The following is a 20,369-nucleotide window of genomic DNA, read 5'->3' on the forward strand; positions in this document are numbered from 1 at the left end:
AAATAATTATATTTGTTCAATTAAAGTGGTCTAAATATGTCCCAAATTAAGTACTACATAGTTATTTTTTTAGTTTGCTTTTCTACTCAATTATCATCGCAAAACGCTGTAGATGATGCTGATATTTTAGAATTGCGTTTAGAAAACCATATTACCCAAGCATCTTTTGATAGCGAAAGAGGTAATTACTACAGCGCCAAAGACAACCTCGAAAAAGCGCTAGAAATCTCAGTAAAATTAGGTGATAAAAAAAGTGAAGGTATTATTCATACTAAAATTGCCAGATTACAATTTACTGTTGACGAACCTGAAAACGCACTATTATCATTATCAAAGTCGGCAGAAATTCAACGAAGCATTGATGACTACGCTAATTTAGCAACTACCTATAATGTTTGGGGAATTATTAACTACAACTTAAAAGATTACACTACTGCTTTAGGTTATTTTAATTCAGCTAAAACTAAGTTTGAAGAAGAGGATATGGAAGAATACATTTCTGAAGTATGCCTAAATGAAGCTAAAGTTTACATAAAACTAGAAGATTATAAAACCGCAAAATCATTACTTGAAAAGTCTATAATACTTTCAAAAAAGTATAAGCAAAATAGTATTTTAAGTAGTGCTTTAATAAACAGCGGAAAAGTACTACAAGAGCTTGGAAACAACAACTTAGCACTTTCAATGACCAAAGAAGGTTTGGACATTGCAAAAGACAACAATATTGTTGAAAGCATTAACGAAAGCTATTTAACACTAAGTGATATTTATCAAAAAAGCAGTAATTATAAGCTTGCTAATGAATTCCTTAAAAAACACATTAGGTTATCTGACTCTATTTTAGATATTAAAAGAGAAAATCTTTCTCCTGAAAAAAGAGCACAATTTATAAATGAATACAAAGACGCTGAAAACCAACAGCTAAAAGCTCAAGTAAAAGAAAAAGATCAAGAAAATAATCTTACAAAAATCACAACTATATTGAGTATTGCTTTAATTACTATCCTTTCTTTACTTACTCTATCTTTATACAAAAACAACAACATAAGGCTAAAAACCAACAACATGCTGCATAAGAAGAATGATGAGTTGGTAATCGCAAAAGAAAAAGCTGAGTTAGCCTCAAAAACCAAAGCAAACTTTTTATCAACCGTAACTCATGAGTTGAGAACACCTTTATATGCTGTAACTGGTCTTACAAACATGTTATTGGATGAAAACCCGAAACCAGACCAGATACCACATTTAAAATCGCTTAAATTTTCGGGAGACTATTTATTAACCTTCATTAATGATATTCTTCAAATTAATAAAATTGAAGCCAACAAAGTTGAGTTAGATCCTGAGGTTTTCAATCTTAAAAGCAAAGTTGAAAATGTAATTTCAGCATTAAATAATTCGGCATTGGATAATAATATTCAAATGCATTACGAATATGACAAAGACCTTCCAACAACGTTTGAAGCTGATCAATTAAAGATTTCTCAAATCCTTATCAACCTAATTGGTAACTCTATAAAGTTTACTAAAGATGGAGACATTTGGGTAAGAGTTAACAAGATCAACGAAAAAAATGGTGTCTTTAATGTGCGATTTGAAATTGAAGATAACGGAATTGGAATCACTAAAGAAAAGCAAGAAAATATGTTTGAGAGCTTTTCACAAGGCTCTATTCAAATTAACAGAAAATATGGTGGAACAGGTCTAGGGCTTTCCATTGTAAAAGGACTTATTGAGATATTAAAAGGTAAAATTTATTTAAAAAGTGAATTAGGAAAAGGATCAACATTCTTTTTTGAAATACCACTTGCCTACACTGAAGAAACTGTAAAAGTTAAAAAAGAGAATTTTTCTAAAAACATCAACGAATTGGACTTAAGTAACATTAAAATTTTAGTGGTTGAGGATAACAAAATCAACCAAATGATTACAAAGAAAATTCTGAATAAAATGAATCTTTATTGTGATGTTGTTGATAATGGCGAAGAAGCTGTTGAAAAGGTAAAAGAAGAGAGCTACAATGTAGTTTTAATGGACATCCACATGCCTGGAATTAGTGGTTTAGAAGCCACTAAAATAATAAGAACCTTTGATAAGGAACTTACTATTTTTGCCTTAACAGCTGTAACCTTAGAAGACAAAATGCACGAGTTTGATGAAGCTGGTTTTGATGATATTATTTCAAAACCATTCAAACAAGAAGATTTTGAAAGAAAACTGTTTAATGCCTTGGTACAAAACCAAAGTCCAACGGCTATTTAACAGCTTTCAATGTAATTATTAATTAATCTATCAAACCTCAATTTACCATCTATACTTACCTGTATTGGTAAGTAGTAGAGATTCCCTTCTCCTTTAAAATGAGGCGAAAGTCTCATATAATCTTTTTCGGTGGTTAATATAATGTGTTCTTCTTTCAATGCATTAATCTCATTTTCCGAAAACAAATGATGGTCTTTAAAGTTCAAATGCTTAAAGTCTAATGCTTTTGATTTTAAATACTCAACTAGCGGGTTCGCATTAGCAATACCTGTTACCAAAGTAATTTTTTTATCTTTAAAAAACTCAAGAGGTTGCTCTTCTGCTAAACTATAAATAGTATTAGAATACTCAATAGAACTAAAAAACACATCTTGATTAGCATTTGGCTTCAACCGTTTTATAATCTCACTTTTTTCTTTTTCAGATAAACTAGATGGACATTTGGTAACTACTATTACATTAGCTCGTTTTGCACCTTGCTTTGGTTCTCTTAAATTTCCTGTTGGTAATAAAAAGTCATCTACATACAACGCATTGTAAGATGTTAGCAATACATAAAAACCAGCTTTTACTTTTCGATGTTGAAAAGCATCATCCAATAAAATCACATCTGGCTTAGGGGTTAAAGCCCTTAAATTGGCAATACCTTCTCTCCTATTAGCATCAACAGCAACTTTAATAGTTTCAAACTTTGAATAAAACTGAAAAGGCTCATCTCCAACACGCATTGCATCAGTATTTTCACCAGCTAGCACAAAGCCTTTAGTGGTTCTTCCGTAACCTCTACTCAAGGTTGCCACTTCATAATTAGACTTTAGCAATCTAATTAAGTATTCTATCATTGGTGTTTTTCCTGTACCTCCAACACTCAAGTTACCAACTGCTATTAAAGGAAAATCATAAGATGTGGATTTAAAAATCCCAGCATCGTAAAACTTATTTCGCAACCAGGTTACCAAATAATAAATTGGTACAACAGGCAACAATATGTTTCGTATTAACTTCATCGCAACTAAAGTATAATATTTTATCTTTGATACAAACTTTACTGCCATTATGCTTATAAAAGATGTAATTAATTATTTAGAAGAACTAGCTCCTTTAAACTATGCCGAAGATTTTGACAATGTTGGACTTTTAGTTGGTGATAAAAACGAACCATTGACTGGTGTTTTAGTCACTTTAGACACGCTGGAAGCTGTTGTTGACGAAGCCATTGAAAAAAACTGCAACCTTATTGTTAGTTTTCATCCTATAATATTTAAAGGCTTAAAAAAACTAAATGGCAACACTTATGTTGAACGTGTAGTAATTAAAGCCATTAAGCACAATATTGCTATTTTCTCTATCCACACTGCATTAGACAATGCTCTACATGGTGTTAATGACATTATTTGTAACCAGTTAAACCTTGAATCGAAAAAAATTCTTATCCCTCAAAAAGGCACAATTAAAAAACTCACAACCTATGTTCCTAAAAATAATGCTGAAGTGTTAAGAACTGCTTTATTTAATTCTGGCGCAGGAGCTATTGGTAATTATGATCATTGTAGCTTTAACAGTGAAGGCATTGGCACTTACAAAGGTAATGCATCTTCAAACCCTACTATTGGAGAAAAAGGCGTGCTACATTTTGAAGAAGAAACTCAAATTTCGGTAACGTTTAGTAAACATTTAGAATCAAAAATTGTTACTGCTTTGTTTAAAAATCATCCTTACGAAGAAGTAGCATATGAAATAACAACTCTAGATAATTATAACCAAAACATAGGAATAGGTATGGTTGGAGAGCTTGAAAAAGAAATGCCAACTACTGATTTTTTCAACTATGTGAAAGAAAAAATGAATGTCACTGCAATTCGTCATTCAAAAATCGTAAAAGATGGCATTAAAAGAATTGCTGTGCTTGGAGGCTCAGGTAGTTTTGCGATATCTGCTGCAAAGTCAGTAAATGCTGATGTTTTAATAACCGCAGATCTAAAATATCACGATTTTTTTGCTGCAGAAGACCAAATAATCTTAATGGATATTGGTCATTATGAGAGCGAACAACACACAAAAACATTTTTAGCTGACTATCTATCAAAAAAAATTACTAATTTTGCAGTCGTTTTATCAATGACAAATACAAATCCGGTAAAGTATTTATAATTATGGCAAAAAAAGTTGAAGTTTCTGTTGAAGATCGATTGAGAGCCCTTTACGACTTACAATTAATCGACTCGAGAGTAGACGAAATAAGAAATGTGCGTGGAGAACTCCCTTTAGAAGTTAGAGACCTTGAAGATGAAGTGGAAGGTTTAAATACAAGACTAGAAAAATTAGGTTCTAATCTTGAAATGATTGATGAGGACATCAAAGCTAAAAAGAATTTAATCGAAGAAGCTAAAGCCTTAATCAAAAAATACAGCGAGCAGCAAAAAAATGTAAGAAACAACAGAGAGTACAACTCACTTACAAAAGAAATAGAATATCAAGAACTTGAAATTCAATTGGCTGAAAAGCACATTAAAGAATTTAAGGTTCAAATAGAACAGAAAAAAGAAATTATTTCTGAAACTAAAAGTAAGCTTAAAGACCGTCAAACACACTTAAAGCACAAAAAAGGTGAACTAGACGCTATTTTAGCTGAAACTGAAAAAGAAGAAGAAGCTCTAATTAAAAAGTCTGAAGAGTACCAAAAGCAAATTGACGAAAGATTAGTAAAAGCGTATTTAAGAATACGTAATAACGTAAAAAACGGATTAGCTGTTGTACCAATTGAAAGAGGTGCATCTGGTGGTTCTTTCTTTACTATTCCACCTCAAGTGCAGGTAGAAATTGCTTCACGTAAAAAAGTAATTACTGATGAGCACAGTGGTCGTATCCTAGTTGATGCAGCTTTAGCTGAAGAACAAAAAGAAAAAATGGAAAAGCTTTTTGCTAAGTTATAATCCATTTTAAAATGCATATTTTAACCCAGACCGCAACGTCTGGGTTTTTTATTTAATAAAATTTTCACACTTCATTTTTAAGGTTAATTATCTTTATACGACTATAAAAAGAAAATTACCTATGAAAAATTACATTTCAATATTAGTTATTACCCTTTTATTTAGTTGCCAAAACACTGCTCAAACCAATAAAAAACAACAAGCTTTAATGACTCTAGAACCTGTTGAAGTTCCTTTAAAAGACGGAAAAGCTAAAGCTTATTTTGCAAGTGGTTGCTTTTGGTGTGCTGAAGCTATTTACCAAAGTGTTATTGGTGTAGACGAAGTAATCTCAGGATATTCTGGAGGTCATACTAATAACCCAACATACCAATCTAGCAATACTGGTAGAACAGGTCATGCTGAAAGTATTGAGGTAATTTACGACCCTGAGGTTGTAAGTTTTTCTGATTTGGTTGAAGTCTATTTTAGCTCTCAAGACCCAACACAAGTTAATGGTCAAGGTCCTGATAGAGGTTCGCAATATCGCTCTATTATTTTTTATCAAAATAACGAGCAAAAACAAATAGCTGAAACCCAAAAAGCTAAATGGGCAACCAAATTAAATGCTGTTATAGCTGCCGAAATAATGCCGTTTCAAAAATTTTGGGAAGCTGAAGATTATCATCAAGATTTCGAAGAACGCAATCCAAATAATGCTTACATTCAAAATGTATCTAGAAAACGTTTGGAGCAGTTTAAAAGATCATGTCCTTACTTAGTAAAAAAAGAAGCTAAAGACATTATAAACAAAGACAACTAAACCTTAGTTGCTTTTATCTCAAATATTAAAGGATAAAGTTTATCCTTAGTAGCATGCATACCAGATTTGGTTTGTTCTAAATCTGGTAGTACGTTATATGGGCTTTCGTCATACTCATTTAGATAGTCTATTCGTAATCCTGCTTTAGTTAATGCATTGATTACCTCACTCAACCCATGATTCCAACCATATTCCTTACTAATCATTGTTGAATCGGTATTAGCGTAAGTACCTTCATACTCCTCATAGATTACTTCATCTTGCATGTAACCATATTTCATAATAGGTTTGCCTTCTAGATAATCAAACATCCAAACTATAGGATGAAACTCAGCCATATAAAAAACACCTCCTTTGTTTAAACGATCAGCAATCATTTGTCCCCAAGGCTCTAAATTTGGTAACCAACCAATAACACCATAGCTTGTAAAAACAATATCAAAGGTATCAGTAACATACTTAGAGGTTTCTAAAACATTACAACACACAAAATCGGCATCTAACTCTAGTTCTTCATTTAGCTTTTGGGCAAATCGAATACCTTCATCACTTATATCAACACCTACACAATTAGCTCCTAGCCTGCTCCAACTTAAAGTATCTTGACCGAAATGACATTGCAAATGCAACAAAGACTTTCCTTTAACATCACCTAAAGCCTTTAACTCATATGGCATAAGTGAAGATGCTCCATTTTTAAAAGCTTCATGATCATACATTCCACTTTCAACATGAATCTTGGTCTTTTCATTCCAAGTTGCCTTATTGGTTTCAAAATATTTTGTTAAGTTTTCCATATTTCAGCTTTTAAAACATCCAAAGTACAATTTTGATACGTATATATTGTATAAAATATCCCGCTTTATGCGTCTATATATATTCAGCAAGCGCCTTGTTTCTTCAAGGCGCTTTTTTATTATAATCCATTAACTGAAAAGACACTTCAGTTCCCTCGCCTAATTCACTTTTAATATGTAGTTGACCTCCAAGATTTTCTATATAAGCTTTTGCTATAGCTAACCCCAACCCTGTACCATGTATACCTGCTTTATTATCTAAATCAGTGATAAAAAAAGGCAAATGCACTTGATTTAATTGATCTTTAGATATGCCTATACCATTATCTTTTATTACAAATTCAATTGCATTAGGATTTAAATAATTACAATATATAATCACTTTACTCTTATGCCCTGAAAACTTTATTGCATTGTCGATAATATGGCTTAATGTTTTCTTTAGCTTTTCTTCATCGCTCATTAGGCTATAGTTAGTGTCACAATTAAAATTTACAGATAATTGGATATCTTTTTCCATAGCTTTCTTAGCAAACTCACTTCTAAGGTCATCTATCAATTTGTAAATATTAATGCTCGAAATATTGAGAGCCATATTACCACTTTCTAATTTTGAAATCTCTAAAACATCATTAAACATGTTTAGCAACAAATTGCTATTATCTTCAATAATACTGAAATACTGATTATTCTCTTCATTAGAATCCGTATTAGATTTCAATAGATTTGCACTACCAACAATACCATACATTGGTGTTTTAATTTCATGACTCATGTTGCTTAAAAAGGCTGTTTTAAGCTTATTTGAGCGTTCAGCTTCATTTTTTGCATTAATAGTAATCTCATGCTCTTTTTTAAGCATTTCTTGAAGTTGGTTTTCCTTAACAAATGCTTTATGTAGTTGTTTAATTAAAAAAGAAACAGAATACACTGTTAGTAAACTAAAAATAACATTATTGGTAAAAACAATAACTAGACCTTCAAAAGGTCCTTCTAGAAAAAAAGTAATTTCAACAATATTAAAATACTTAACCAGCAAGACAACAGAATAAAACAGAGCTGTTAACAAAACCGAATTAACTCCAGACTTAGTACTACTATACAATGTAACCAAAACACTAAGCATAAACAGCAAAATTGGACCATTACCTCCCAGACCTAAATCTAAAACCAGTCCAAAAGAAAGCAAGAAAAAAGTTACAGTAAACACTTGTTTTCTAACACTTAAACTAAAACTTTTATAAAAAAAAGCAAACAATAAAATAGCAAATGCAATAGTATCTGCATAAAACACAAACCATTTATCTAAAATAATCGCAGCAGTAATACTTGGGATATAAGAAATAGCTCCAAGCACAATGGTTAGTGTAAATATAGATATGAAAAGGTTATCTCTATAATAAGACAATCTATCGGTTTCATACTTGTGATTTTGCAACCCAAGGTAGTTTATGTACCACTTTCTATATGAAAACCAAAGATTTTTTAGCATTGTAATGAGGTGTTAGTCTGGGGCGAACAAATCTATTTAATACAAATCTACTCAATTCTAAAGCTATATACTGTATTTTATAACCATAAGTGCATAAAATAATTCTTATTTTTGTTAACAACACAAAATTTTATTCAATTGACCAATTATAAATTAGGGCTTGATTTTGCAAGAGAACAGGACCAAAATGACGCAATATCACACTACAGAAACCAATTCCACATCCCAAAAGACAAACATGGAAACGATTGGTTATATTTTACAGGAAACTCACTAGGATTACAACCAAAAAACACAAAAAAGTATATTCAACAAGAGTTAGATGATTGGGCTGATTTTGGTGTTGAAGGTCATTTTGAAGCCAAAAACCCTTGGATGCCTTATCATGAGTTTTTAACTGATTCTATGGCAAAAATTGTAGGCGCAAAACCTATTGAGGTGGTTGTAATGAACACACTTACCACTAACCTTCACTTGTTAATGGTTAGTTTTTATCAACCTACAAAAACTAAATATAAAATAGTTATTGAAAGTGATGCTTTTCCTAGCGATAGATATGCTGTACAAACACAATTAGAATTTCATGGGTTTGATGCAAATGAAGGTTTAATTGAATGGAAACCTCGAAAAGGAGAAGAACTTTTAAACATTGAAGATTTAGAGTCTATACTAAACGAACAAGGTGATGAAATTGCATTACTACTTATTGGTGGTGTAAATTACTACACAGGACAATATTTGGACATAAAAAAAATTGCTGAGTTAGGTCATGCCAAAAACTGTATGGTAGGTATCGATTTAGCTCATGGCGCAGGAAACATTCAACCAGATTTACACAACTCTGGAGTAGATTTTGCTGCTTGGTGTACTTATAAATATTTAAACTCAGGACCTGGTAGTTTAGCTGGATTATTTGTACACGAAAAACATGCACACAATACAAAACTAAAACGTTTTGCTGGTTGGTGGAGCCACAATAAAGACACACGATTCAACATGCGCCAACCGTTAGATGTTATTCCAGGCGCTGAGGGTTGGCAACTCAGTAATCCTCCAATTTTATCAATGGCTGCTATAAAAGCATCGTTAGATATGTTTAACGAAGTTGGCATGGCTGCACTTCGTAAAAAATCAGAACAACTAACAGGTTATTTTGAATTTTTATTGAATGAATTAAATAATGACCAAATAAAAATCATTACACCATCCAACCCAAACGAAAGAGGTTGTCAACTATCTATTCAAGTAAAAAATGCTGATAAAAGTTTACATAAAAAATTAACCGAAGCTCATATTATAACCGACTGGAGAGAACCTGACGTTATTCGTTGCGCTCCTGTACCATTGTACAACACGTTTGAAGATGTGTATAGAATGGTTGAAAAATTAAAAGAAATATTAAATTAAACTTGTCATTCCGCACCTGATGCGGAATCCAAACAAATAGATTCTGCGTCGTAGCGCAGAATGACAATTAAACATGACTAAACAACAAAACATACTCATTATTGGCGCAGGACTTTGCGGTTCACTATTAGCATTACGCTTAGGACAACGAGGTTTTAACGTTACTGTTATGGAAATGCGTCCTGATTTACGTAAAGTAGATATTTCTGCAGGTCGTTCCATTAACCTAGCTTTTTCTGATCGTGGCAACAAAGCCATGAAACTAGTTGGTATTGAAGACAAAGTAAAAGACCTTTGTATTCCCATGAATGGTCGTATGCTTCATGACATAGAAGGCAATACTGTTTTAGCTCCTTATAGTGGTCGTGAACATGAATTTATAAATTCTATTTCAAGAGGTGAACTCAATGCACTTTTACTTGACGAAGCTGAAAAGCATAAAAATGTTTCCATTTACTTCAACAGAAAATGTAAATCGGTAGATTTCGAAAAAACGACAGCTCTATTTAAAGATTACACAAACAACACTGAATTTATTGAAGACGCAGATGTTATTATTGCTACTGATGGAGCAGGTTCTGCAATGCGTAAAAGCTATTATTTGGGAAAAAAGTTTCTATTTAGTTTTTCGCAAGATTGGTTAACACATGGCTATAAAGAATTAAGTATTCTTCCTGGTGAAAACGGAAGCTATAAAACCTATAAAAATGCGTTGCATATTTGGGGACGCGAATCGTTTATGCTTATAGCATTACCAAATCTCGATGGTAGTTTTACAGTAACACTATTTTTAAGCTATGATGAAGGCGAATACAATTTCAATAATCTAACCACAAAAGAGCGTGTTCTAGAGTTCTTCGGAAAATATTTTAAAGACGCTCTAGAGCTCATGCCTAATCTTGTTGACGATTTCTTTGAAAACCCAACAGCACCTCTCGGCACAGTAAAATGTTCGCCTTGGCATTACAAAGGCAATACGCTTTTAATGGGAGATGCTGCACATGCTATTGTTCCGTTTTATGGTCAAGGTATGAATGCTTCCTTTGAAGATGTTGTAGAATTTGATAAAGTCCTAGATGAAGGTCATGACGATTGGGAAACCATTTTCAAGATTTATGAAAAATCTCGCAAAAAAGACACTGATGCCATTGCTGACTTAGCTATCGATAATTTCCACGAAATGAAAGGTCATGTTAATCATGCAAACTTTAGAGAAAAACGCACTTTAGAAATGGCTTTAGAAAAGCATTTTCCTAATGACTATTCTTCAAAGTATTCTCTAGTAACTTTTAACGAAGATATTGGTTATAGAGAAGCCATGTTAAGAGGTCGCGCACAAGACAAAGCAATTCTAAATATGCTAGCAGATGGCAAATTGAATATTCAAGACGATTTAAAATTGAATTTAGAAAAGGTAAAAACTGAAACCGAAAACATCCTAGAAGACGATAGAATTGCTGGATTGAAGTAGGTTGTCATTCCGCACTACGATGCGGAATCCATTTTAACCACAAAAGAACATGAATAGATTCTGAATCAAGTTCAGAATGACAAAAGATAAACACATTATGAACAAAGGAACAAACGTAACACCAAGAGGCGCTTATCCACATGTAAAAATAGTAGGCGATTTTATATTTGTATCAGGTACAAGTTCGCGCAGAAAAGACAACACTATTGCTGGTGTTGATAGTATAGATGAAATGGGTACAAAACGATTAAACGCTTACACCCAAACACAAGAGGTTTTAAAAAATATTGACAAAAATCTACAAACCGTTGGAGCGAGCTTAAAAGATGTGGTTGATGTCACATCGTTTCTAGTGAACATGAATGACTTTGCTGATTATAATAAAGCTTACGCTGAATTTTTTGATAAAGAAACTGGACCAACAAGAACAACCGTTGCGGTTCATCAATTACCACATCCAGATTTGGTGGTTGAGATTAAGGTGATGGCTTATAAAAAACAAGACTAAAGAATATTCGTTTAATAAAGAATTATTTACCAAAACGATCTATCAAGGCATTATCGACCTTTATTCTAATAATAGTTATGCCTATGCAAACAATTGTAATAGCCATTATAAAGCCTATCATAAATCCAAAATCAATAAAAAACCCAAGTACACCCAGTATAAGCAAAACAATTGCAAGCTTAAAATAAAGTGTACCACCATAAATATGGGAAAAATCCCAATGAGCTTTACTTCTACCTTCATACTTAGACTTAGTCAAACCTTTGTATGATTTGCTGTATTTAGGTGTTCGCTTTAAATACCACCAACTTGTTAAAAACAGCATAAAAGCACAAGTCAACAAGATTATGGAAAAAGAGTTTTGATCGTTCATGCAAATAAAGATAATTAAAGACAGGCAAATTTCTTAAAATCTGAGTATTGTTTTTATAATACATAGTAAAACTTTCCACTAATTCGTACTTTTGAAAAACACCATAAAATTTGAACAATTGTGTCAACCTCAATAAAAAATTACATAAACGGTCAATTTGAAAACCCAGCATCTAACAATTGGATTGACAACTACAATCCTTCAAATGGTGAAGTATATGGACAAATCCCAAATTCTTCTAAAGATGATGTTGAGTATGCCTACCAAAGCGCAAAATCTGCTTTTCCTAGTTGGTCGCAAACCACAATAGAAGAACGCAGCAGAATTCTAATTAAAATTTCAGAATTACTAGAAGTCAATTTAGACCGTTTTGCAGAAGCCGAAAGTAAAGACAACGGAAAACCAGTAAGTCTTGCTAAAATGGTTGATATACCTAGAGCTGCAAGTAATTTTAGGTTTTTTGGAAATGCCATTACACAATTTGCAAGTGAAAGTCACGAAAGCGTTGGTCAAAACGCTGTAAATTATACACTTCGCCAACCTATTGGTGTTGTAGGCTGCATTAGTCCATGGAATTTACCACTATATCTCTTTACTTGGAAAATCGCACCAGCAATAGCAGCAGGTAATTGCGTAGTTGCCAAACCAAGTGAAATCACACCAATGACAGCGTATTTGTTAGGCGAAATTTGCAATGAAGCAGGATTACCAAAAGGCGTTTTAAATATTGTTCACGGTTTAGGAACATCAACAGGTCAAGCCATTGTAGAGCACCCAAATATCAAAGCCATTAGCTTTACTGGTGGAACTGCAACTGGTGCACATATTGCCAAAGTTGCTGCGCCAATGTTTAAAAAACTATCTTTAGAATTAGGCGGAAAAAACCCAAACATCATATTTGCCGATTGTGATTATGAAGATATGTTAAATACAACCGTACGCTCGTCATTTGCCAATCAAGGTCAGATTTGTTTATGCGGAAGCCGAATTTTTGTCGAGGAAACTATTTATGATAAATTCAAAGCTGACTTTGTAGAAAAAGTTAAAAGTTTGAAAGTTGGTCATCCTTCTCAAAAAGACACAAACATTGGAGCATTAGTTTCAAAACCGCATCTCGAAAAGGTAAAAAGCTACATCGAAATTGCTAAAGAAGAAGGCGCAACTATTTTATGTGGCGGAAACGAAGTTACTGTTAAAGGCTACGAAAACGGTTACTATTTACAACCAACAGTTATCGAAGTAAAAACAGACGATTGTCGCGTGAACCAAGAAGAAATCTTTGGCCCAGTAGTTACCATTATGCCATTTAAAACTGAAGATGACGTTTTAAACATGGCTAATAAAGTAAAATACGGATTATCAGCAACACTTTGGACCAATAACTTAAATCGAACAATGCGATTGAGCAACCAACTACAAGCAGGTATTGTTTGGGTAAACACTTGGATGATGCGCGATTTACGCACACCTTTTGGTGGCGTTAAAGCAAGCGGAGTTGGTCGCGAAGGTGGATTTGAAGCTTTACGCTTTTTTACTGAGGCTAAGAATGTGTGTATAAAGTATTAATTTGATGTCGCCTCGAGCGCAGTCGAGAGGTTAATTATGAAAACGTATTATGTTTACATATTGAAATGTTTAGATGGGTTAACTTATACTGGAATAACAAATAACATATCTAGGAGATTTGAAGAACACCAAAACGGATTAAATAAAACATGTTTTACATATAAAAGAAGACCTTTAGAATTAATATTTCATCAAGAGTTTAACAATGTAGAACAAGCAATATATTTTGAAAAGAAAATAAAAAAATGGAGTGCAAAAAAGAAGTTTGCTTTAGCTAATGGAGAGTATAATTTGTTGCAAATTTTAGCCGAATGTAGAAATGCAACACATTCTAATTATAAACCGAACAGTTAAATAGGTCTCGACTGCGCTCGACCAGACAGAATTATGAATCTAAACTTAAACAACAAATACGCACTAGTTTGTGGTAGCACAGCAGGAATAGGTAAAGCTACAGCTCTAGCTTTAGCCGAAGAAGGTGCAAACATCACTCTAGTAGCAAGAAACGAAGACAAGCTAAAAGCTGTTTTAGCCGAATTACCTCAACATAGAAATCACGATTATATCGTTGCCGATTTTTCTAATCCGATGGAATTAAGAGAAAAAGTAGAGAACTACATCAAAAATAATCACGGATTCCATGTGTTAGTAAACAATACTGGTGGACCAGCTGGTGGACCAGTTTTTGATGCTAAAATAGAAGAATTTGAAAATGCCTTTACACAGCATTTAAAATGCAATCACGTTTTAGCACAAGCGGTTGTTCCGTTTATGAAAGCTGAAGAATTTGGACGTATTATCAATGTGATTTCAACATCTGTAAAACAGCCTTTAGACGGACTTGGTGTAAGCAATACCATTCGTGGTGCAGTAGCCAACTGGAGTAAAACCTTAGCTAATGAGCTTGGACAGTTTGGTATTACAGTAAACAACGTATTACCAGGTGCTACAGGAACTGAACGATTAACCGAAATCATCAAAAACAAAAGCGCTAAAACTGGTAAAACAGAAGAAGATGCTGCTAATGCGATGAAAAGCGCTGTACCAGCAAAGCGTTTTGCAAAACCTGAAGAACTAGCTGCAGCCATCACTTTTTTAGCTAGTGAATGTGCCAGTTACATTAACGGAATTAACCTTCCTGTTGATGGTGGACGAACAAAATCTTTGTAACTTTATAACATAAAATCAAACGTCATGAGTAAATTATATCCTCCCATAAATTTTAAAGAATGGATTGAAGAAAACCGTCATTTACTAAAACCTCCTGTTGGTAACAAAGTGGTTTGGAAAGATGGTGATTTTATTGTTATGGTTGTTGGTGGACCAAATAGTAGAAAGGATTATCATTACAATGAAACTCCTGAGTTTTTCTATCAAGTTGAAGGTGATATTACCTTAAAAGTTATTGATAACGGTGAGCCAAAAGATATTCAAATAAAAGAAGGTGAAATCTTTTTGTTACCTCCAAAAGTTCCGCATTCACCTCAACGTGGTGCTAACACAGTTGGATTGGTTATAGAGTATCCTCGTGAAAAAGGTGTAAAAGATGCTTTGCTGTGGTTTTGTGAAAACTGTACAACAAAACTGTATGAGGAAGATTTTACTCTAGACAATATTGAAACTGATATGCCTAAAATTTTTGATAAATATTATGGTGATTCTGATAAACGCAGTTGTCCTAACTGTGGACATGTTATGCAGCCACCAAAAAAAGTTCAGCTAGAAGACTAACTTTCATTTAGAGCTAAGCAAAGAATTTAAATCATAACTAATTCTAAAATAAAAGATCCCTGCTTTTGCAGGAATGACAGAAAATGGAAAAACGCAAACTAAGAATTAACGGTCACTCACATTTACTGCCTTACCCAGAAGAAATTCCTCAATTTATGAAGGATAAAGGTATTTTTTGGGTAGATAAAGACCGTAAATACATGCTTCAAAAAGATTGGAATAGACCCATTACAGATTCTAGTTTCTTCCTTAATGAAAAGTTAGCGTGGATGGAGCGTTTTAAAATAGACCATGCAGTCGTTTTAAACCTTTCTCAACTCTACGGAAACGGATTACGTGTTGAAGAAATGAAGCAAGCCTTACGTTTTCAAAATGATTTTAATGCTAAAATTCAACATGACAACCCAAGCAAGTTTACTTGTGGCTTTGTAGTACATCCTGGATTTGTACGTGGTGCTTGTTGGGAAATTGAACGTTGTGTGGAAGAATTAGGTATGCGTTTATTGTGTTTACCAACACATTACATGGATACGATTGGGACATGGCGTTGCATTTTTGATGAAGAAAATGAGCCTATTTTTGAATTAGCGAACAAGTATAATTTAGCTGTTGAAATTCATCCTTATGATGGTGAAAAATTTATAAAGCTAGAAAACACCTCATGGCGTTTTCACCTTATTTGGATGCTAGCCCAATGTGCAGATGCGTATCACTTTTTAACCTTAAACGGTTATCAAGACAAATATCCTAATATGCGTACTTGTTTTGCTCATGGTGGACAGTTGGCACAGATAAACTTGGGAAGACGTATACAAGGGTTTGACGGTAGACCAGATTTATTTGAAGGCAAACACCACCCACGAAAAGCAGTTGGACACAAAAATATCTTTTTTGACACCTTAGTTCATGATACAGGAAGTTTATCATTACTTATAAAAAACCAAACTTCTAAACAGGTTTTAATGGGATTAGACGATCCTTATCCTTTAGGAGAAATGGAAAGCGCTAAACAGTCTTCATATCCTGGTAAAATTTTGGATTTAGCTATAGAACGAAACATAATTACAGAAGAAGAACGTGATGCGATGTGGGAAGATAACGTTATACAATGGTTATGTGGTGATGATGAAGATGCTAAGAAAAAATTGGTTAATAGAATTTTAGGATAACGTGTCTCCTCGAGCGCAGTCGAGAGGTATTATGAAATCATACTATGTTTACATATTAAAATGTTCTGATGGATTAACTTATACTGGTATTACAAACAATATATCTAGAAGATTTGAAGAACATCAAAAAGGTTTAAATAAAGATTGTTTCACTTATAAAAGAAGACCTTTAGAGTTAATTTTTTATCAAAAATTTAATGATATTGATCAAGCTATCTATTTTGAAAAGAAAATTAAAAAATGGAGTGGAAAGAAAAAATTAGCTCTAGCAAGTGAAAATTTTAATTTATTACAAATTCTTTCTGAATGTAGAAATGCATCACATTCAAAATATAAACCTTAAGGTCTCTACTGCGCTCGACCTGACAAAACTAGACTAAACTCAATGTGGTGGTCAACCTAACATTTACAAATAAACATTATGCACTTTTTACCTCAACAATTAGATGATTACGTAGTAGCACATTCTGAAAACGAACCAGAATTACTACAACAACTTACTAGAGAAACCTATCAAAAAATATTACAGCCACGTATGCTCAGTGGCCACTATCAAGGTAGAGTGTTGAGCATGATTTCAAAATTGGTTATCCCAAAAAACATCCTTGAAATAGGCACATACACTGGTTATTCGGCTTTATGTTTAGCTGAAGGCATGCAAAATAATGGTGAATTAGATACTATAGATATTAATGAAGAGCTGGTAGATTTTCAAAGAAAATATTTTGACAAATCACAGTACGGAAATCAAATTCATCAACATTTAGGTAATGCACTGGAAATTATTCCAAAACTAAATAAGACTTTTGATTTAGTTTTTATAGATGCTGATAAGCCAAATTATGTAAACTATTTTCACACCATTATTGACAAACTCAACGTTGGTGGCATCATTTTATCTGACAACGTATTGTGGAGCGGAAAAGTTATTGAAGCACTAAAACCTGACGATGCATCAACTAAAGCATTGCTAGAGTACAATGTGCTTTTAAAAAATGACCCTAGAGTAGAAACCGTTTTATTACCAATAAGAGACGGATTAACAATAAGTAGAAAACTACCATCATAAATAGTATGAACACATTAGACATAAGAACTGTTGATGTTGTAAAATATATTACACCTTTAAGAGAAGGTGGTTCTTTACCTGCTATTGTTGAAGCTAGTGACGGTTTTCTCTATGTACTAAAATTTAGAGGTTCTGGTCAAGGAAAAAAAACACTAATTTCCGAATTAATTGGAGGTGAAATAGCACGTGCTATTGGTTTAAAAGTTCCTGAATTAGTGTTTATGAATTTAGACGATTCGTTTAGCAAAACAGAACCTGACGAAGAGATACAAGACTTACTTAAATTTAGTGTAGGCTTAAATCTAGGATTACATTATTTAAGTAGTTCTATTACTTACGACCCTTTAGTGTTTGACGTTGATAGTTTAACAGCTTCAAAAATTGTATTATTAGATAGTATTATTAGCAATATAGACAGAACAGTCAAAAACACAAACCTGCTTAACTGGAATAAAGAATTATGGGTTATTGACAATGGTGCTAGCTTCTATTTTCATCATAATTGGGCTACTTGGGAAAGTCATCTAACAAGAACATTTCCTCTTATAAAAGACCATGTACTAGTTAAACAGGCAACACGTCTTGATGAAGCTTCAAAAACAATCATTGAAACTTTAAATAAAGACACGTTAGAAACCATTATTAATACAATACCCGAAAATTGGCTACTAAATGAATCTGATGCGTTAAACCCAAGTCAAATAAGAACAGCTTATTTGAGCTATTTAATTTCTAGACTATCAAACATTGATGCTCTAATAAACGAAATCGAAAATGCAAGATAAAGTCACTTTTGAATATGCCATAATTAGACTCGTTCCAAAGGTTGAACGCGAAGAGTTTTTTAATGTTGGAGTCATTTTATACTCTAAACGAAAAAAATTTCTTAATGTTAAATATCATGTCGACAATGAGAAGTTAAAGGCTTTTTCTTGCGAACTTGACATAGAAGACATCAATAATCATTTAAAATCTTGGGAACTAATTTGTAAAGGCTCACCTTTATCTGGAGCAATTGGACAATTTGAACTTTCTGATAGATTTCGTTGGTTAGCAGCCTCAAGAAGCACAGTAATACAAAGTTCTAAAACACATTCTGGTTTAACCGATAATCCAGAAGAAGAATTAAATAAAATTTTTGAAAAGCACGTATTATAGCTAACAATACAAACAAAAAACCTCTCAATACTGAGAGGTTTTTTTAATTTATAAAGTGTTTTTATTATTGTACAGCTTGTAAAGCATCAATATTACCATAACCAAAACTTCCGTTTTTATTTGGGTAAAAATCTGATGAAGTCTTTAAACGGTTTAGTACTTGTGTTCTGCTCCAATTAGGATATCTTGACCATACCAAAGCAGCAATACCTGCAGTTGTTGCAGTGGCAACCGATGAACCTCCTGTATAACGACGCTCACCATTGTAAAACCCTAAAACTGGTGGTGCTTTACTAGTATTGTTATCACCTTCCATAATAATGGTAAAATCTATTTTGCTTCCGCTATGGCAAGTGTCGCAACGTTCATAATTACTCCCATCATCAACTCCTGTTACAGCAACAGTCTCGCTCATTGTTGCTGGAAAAATTACACCAAAGCCATTAGTAAAACTGGTTGACGTTCCTCCTGCTGCAAAAATAAGTTTGCCTTTACTGTAAGCATATTTTACAGCATCTTTAATATTTCCTATTGACCATACATAACCAATAGACATTGAAATAATTTTCACATCACTTCTATTTCCCAATTGGGTTAACGCAGCTGACACACCTTTACGTTCATGGTAATCATTTAAAAGCACATCTTCAGTTGCTCTATAAGCTACCAAATTTGAGTTATAAGCAACACCTACTGGCATTCCGTTATCGTTTCTTGGAGCAGCCATAGTAGACGCCATTGCTGTTCCATGCCCACACTTGTCATGTGGTCCATCATAATTACTACTCCACCACCAAGCTGAATCTATAAACGTACCATACTTTTGAACGAAGCGTCCATTGGAAACTCCATCGTTAAACCCACTAGAATTCAACAGCGATTGTGATTGTGATACTCCAGTATCAATCAATCCAATAGTTACTCCTGAGCCAGTACTTAAATTCCATGCTTGCGGAATGTTATGCTCACTAAAATGCCATGACACTTGTGCATTGTTAGGACTAACTGTAGTGTAATGCGAGGTGTTTATTGACTCTCCGTTTTTGCTACATCCTGAACTTGATCTTGCAGTTGCACTCATTCCAAATTGATTGTAACCATTTGGTTCTAAATAGCGTACATAAGGACTCTTTTTAAGCGCTATAATTGTATTAATATTGTCAACATACACATCAACAACATTAATAATTTCGTGTTCTACTAGTTTTAAATCCTCCTTAGCAACACCTTCTTGCTCCAAAACAATATTTAATACTGCTTCCTTTTTATTTTCAATGTCTCGTGTTCTAATTTCTGAAAAATATTCTCCTTCACTTCCATAACCAATAGTAAGTAAATTTTGCCCATGCTTTACTGCACTCCATAAAAAATGGGTATCAGCAGCATTCCAATCAAAATCACCAGTATTGGTAATAGTTGCATTGATGGTTGCATTAATTTCTTCAATGGTTAAAGGGTTTTCAGGAAATACTTGTTGAATGTCTTCTTCTTGAAATGTGGCATCTTCCTTAGAACAGGAAACCACAGTAATAGCCAAAAGTAAAATGACTTTAACGTAGAGTCTTCTCATGTAAATATATATTTAGATGGTTAATGATTTTCTAAATATATTAAATAATCTCAAAAAAATT

General features: G+C 33.2%; 21 protein-coding genes. 16 read left to right on the plus strand and 5 right to left on the minus strand.

Features of this window, described 5'->3' with window-relative positions; all coding sequences use genetic code 11:
* Window positions 1-36 precede the first annotated feature (36 nt).
* The gene (locus tag OD803_RS01335; RefSeq protein ID WP_129759225.1) at window positions 37-2,262 is read left to right on the plus strand and encodes an ATP-binding response regulator; all 2,226 of its coding nucleotides are present in this window, start codon (window positions 37-39) and stop codon (window positions 2,260-2,262) included.
* Here OD803_RS01335 and lpxK read toward each other — a convergent pair.
* Window positions 2,259-3,269: a tetraacyldisaccharide 4'-kinase gene (gene lpxK / locus OD803_RS01340; protein WP_262732081.1), complete on the minus strand. Its 1,011-nt coding sequence runs from the start codon at window positions 3,267-3,269 to the stop codon at window positions 2,259-2,261. The genes OD803_RS01335 and lpxK overlap by 4 nt on opposite strands.
* Before the next feature lie 49 nt (window positions 3,270-3,318).
* Between lpxK and OD803_RS01345 the strand changes: the two genes are divergently transcribed.
* From OD803_RS01345 to msrA, 3 genes are all read left to right on the plus strand, one after another.
* The gene (locus tag OD803_RS01345) at window positions 3,319-4,413 is read left to right on the plus strand and encodes a Nif3-like dinuclear metal center hexameric protein (protein WP_262732082.1); all 1,095 of its coding nucleotides are present in this window, start codon (window positions 3,319-3,321) and stop codon (window positions 4,411-4,413) included.
* 2 nt (window positions 4,414-4,415) lie between these two features.
* Window positions 4,416-5,195, plus strand: a complete 780-nt coding sequence (locus OD803_RS01350) for a zinc ribbon domain-containing protein (RefSeq protein WP_129759228.1) — start codon at window positions 4,416-4,418, stop codon at window positions 5,193-5,195.
* 121 nt (window positions 5,196-5,316) lie between these two features.
* Entirely contained in the window at window positions 5,317-5,997 is a 681-nt protein-coding gene (gene msrA, locus OD803_RS01355; RefSeq protein ID WP_129759229.1) for a peptide-methionine (S)-S-oxide reductase MsrA, read from the plus strand.
* On the opposite strand, the gene OD803_RS01360 is transcribed toward msrA, so the two are convergent.
* Window positions 5,994-6,794, minus strand: a complete 801-nt coding sequence (locus OD803_RS01360; protein ID WP_262732083.1) for a class I SAM-dependent methyltransferase — start codon at window positions 6,792-6,794, stop codon at window positions 5,994-5,996. The two genes, msrA and OD803_RS01360, sit on opposite strands and share 4 nt — an antisense overlap.
* A gap of 103 nt (window positions 6,795-6,897) precedes the next feature.
* The gene (locus OD803_RS01365) at window positions 6,898-8,286 is read right to left on the minus strand and encodes a sensor histidine kinase (protein WP_262732084.1); all 1,389 of its coding nucleotides are present in this window, start codon (window positions 8,284-8,286) and stop codon (window positions 6,898-6,900) included.
* A 138-nt stretch (window positions 8,287-8,424) separates the two neighbouring features.
* Here OD803_RS01365 and kynU point away from each other — a divergent pair, with 138 nt between their 5' ends.
* From kynU to OD803_RS01380, 3 genes are all read left to right on the plus strand, one after another.
* A complete protein-coding gene (gene kynU, locus OD803_RS01370; protein ID WP_262732085.1) occupies window positions 8,425-9,693 on the plus strand; it encodes a kynureninase in 1,269 nt (422 codons plus the stop codon).
* 73 nt (window positions 9,694-9,766) lie between these two features.
* Window positions 9,767-11,164, plus strand: a complete 1,398-nt coding sequence (locus OD803_RS01375; RefSeq protein WP_262732086.1) for an FAD-dependent oxidoreductase — start codon at window positions 9,767-9,769, stop codon at window positions 11,162-11,164.
* A 76-nt stretch (window positions 11,165-11,240) separates the two neighbouring features.
* Complete coding sequence (locus OD803_RS01380; protein WP_262732087.1) at window positions 11,241-11,672, plus strand: RidA family protein; 432 nt, start codon at window positions 11,241-11,243, stop codon at window positions 11,670-11,672.
* 22 nt (window positions 11,673-11,694) lie between these two features.
* Here the strand turns inward: OD803_RS01380 and OD803_RS01385 are convergent, their stop codons facing one another.
* Entirely contained in the window at window positions 11,695-12,045 is a 351-nt protein-coding gene (locus tag OD803_RS01385; RefSeq protein WP_129759236.1) for an SdpI family protein, read from the minus strand.
* A gap of 120 nt (window positions 12,046-12,165) precedes the next feature.
* Between OD803_RS01385 and OD803_RS01390 the strand changes: the two genes are divergently transcribed.
* The 9 genes from OD803_RS01390 to OD803_RS01430 all read left to right on the plus strand — a co-directional run bounded on the left by OD803_RS01390 (window position 12,166) and on the right by OD803_RS01430 (window position 18,738).
* On the plus strand, window positions 12,166-13,611 hold the full coding sequence (locus OD803_RS01390; RefSeq protein ID WP_262732088.1) for an aldehyde dehydrogenase: 1,446 nt from the start codon (window positions 12,166-12,168) through the stop codon (window positions 13,609-13,611).
* Between the two features lie 36 nt (window positions 13,612-13,647).
* Window positions 13,648-13,965: a GIY-YIG nuclease family protein gene (locus OD803_RS01395; RefSeq protein WP_262732089.1), complete on the plus strand. Its 318-nt coding sequence runs from the start codon at window positions 13,648-13,650 to the stop codon at window positions 13,963-13,965.
* A 33-nt stretch (window positions 13,966-13,998) separates the two neighbouring features.
* The gene (locus OD803_RS01400; protein WP_262732090.1) at window positions 13,999-14,781 is read left to right on the plus strand and encodes an SDR family oxidoreductase; all 783 of its coding nucleotides are present in this window, start codon (window positions 13,999-14,001) and stop codon (window positions 14,779-14,781) included.
* Between the two features lie 24 nt (window positions 14,782-14,805).
* Window positions 14,806-15,342: a 3-hydroxyanthranilate 3,4-dioxygenase gene (locus OD803_RS01405; RefSeq protein WP_262732091.1), complete on the plus strand. Its 537-nt coding sequence runs from the start codon at window positions 14,806-14,808 to the stop codon at window positions 15,340-15,342.
* A gap of 83 nt (window positions 15,343-15,425) precedes the next feature.
* Entirely contained in the window at window positions 15,426-16,511 is a 1,086-nt protein-coding gene (locus OD803_RS01410; protein ID WP_262732092.1) for an amidohydrolase family protein, read from the plus strand.
* A 31-nt stretch (window positions 16,512-16,542) separates the two neighbouring features.
* Window positions 16,543-16,854: a GIY-YIG nuclease family protein gene (locus OD803_RS01415; protein ID WP_131505932.1), complete on the plus strand. Its 312-nt coding sequence runs from the start codon at window positions 16,543-16,545 to the stop codon at window positions 16,852-16,854.
* A gap of 78 nt (window positions 16,855-16,932) precedes the next feature.
* Entirely contained in the window at window positions 16,933-17,580 is a 648-nt protein-coding gene (locus tag OD803_RS01420) for an O-methyltransferase (protein ID WP_262732093.1), read from the plus strand.
* A gap of 5 nt (window positions 17,581-17,585) precedes the next feature.
* The gene (locus OD803_RS01425; protein ID WP_262732094.1) at window positions 17,586-18,365 is read left to right on the plus strand and encodes a HipA family kinase; all 780 of its coding nucleotides are present in this window, start codon (window positions 17,586-17,588) and stop codon (window positions 18,363-18,365) included.
* A complete protein-coding gene (locus OD803_RS01430; protein WP_262732095.1) occupies window positions 18,355-18,738 on the plus strand; it encodes a DUF3037 domain-containing protein in 384 nt (127 codons plus the stop codon). Before OD803_RS01425 ends, OD803_RS01430 begins: the two co-directional genes overlap by 11 nt.
* Window positions 18,739-18,802: 64 nt before the next feature.
* Here the strand turns inward: OD803_RS01430 and OD803_RS01435 are convergent, their stop codons facing one another.
* Window positions 18,803-20,308, minus strand: coding sequence for a S8 family peptidase (locus tag OD803_RS01435; protein WP_262732096.1), 1,506 nt, complete (start codon window positions 20,306-20,308; stop codon window positions 18,803-18,805).
* Between the last annotated feature and the right edge of the window lie 61 nt (window positions 20,309-20,369).

The sequence above is a fragment of the Gaetbulibacter sp. NE genome (assembly GCF_025548475.1).
Taxonomy (GTDB): Bacteria; Bacteroidota; Bacteroidia; order Flavobacteriales; family Flavobacteriaceae; genus Gaetbulibacter_B; species Gaetbulibacter_B jejuensis.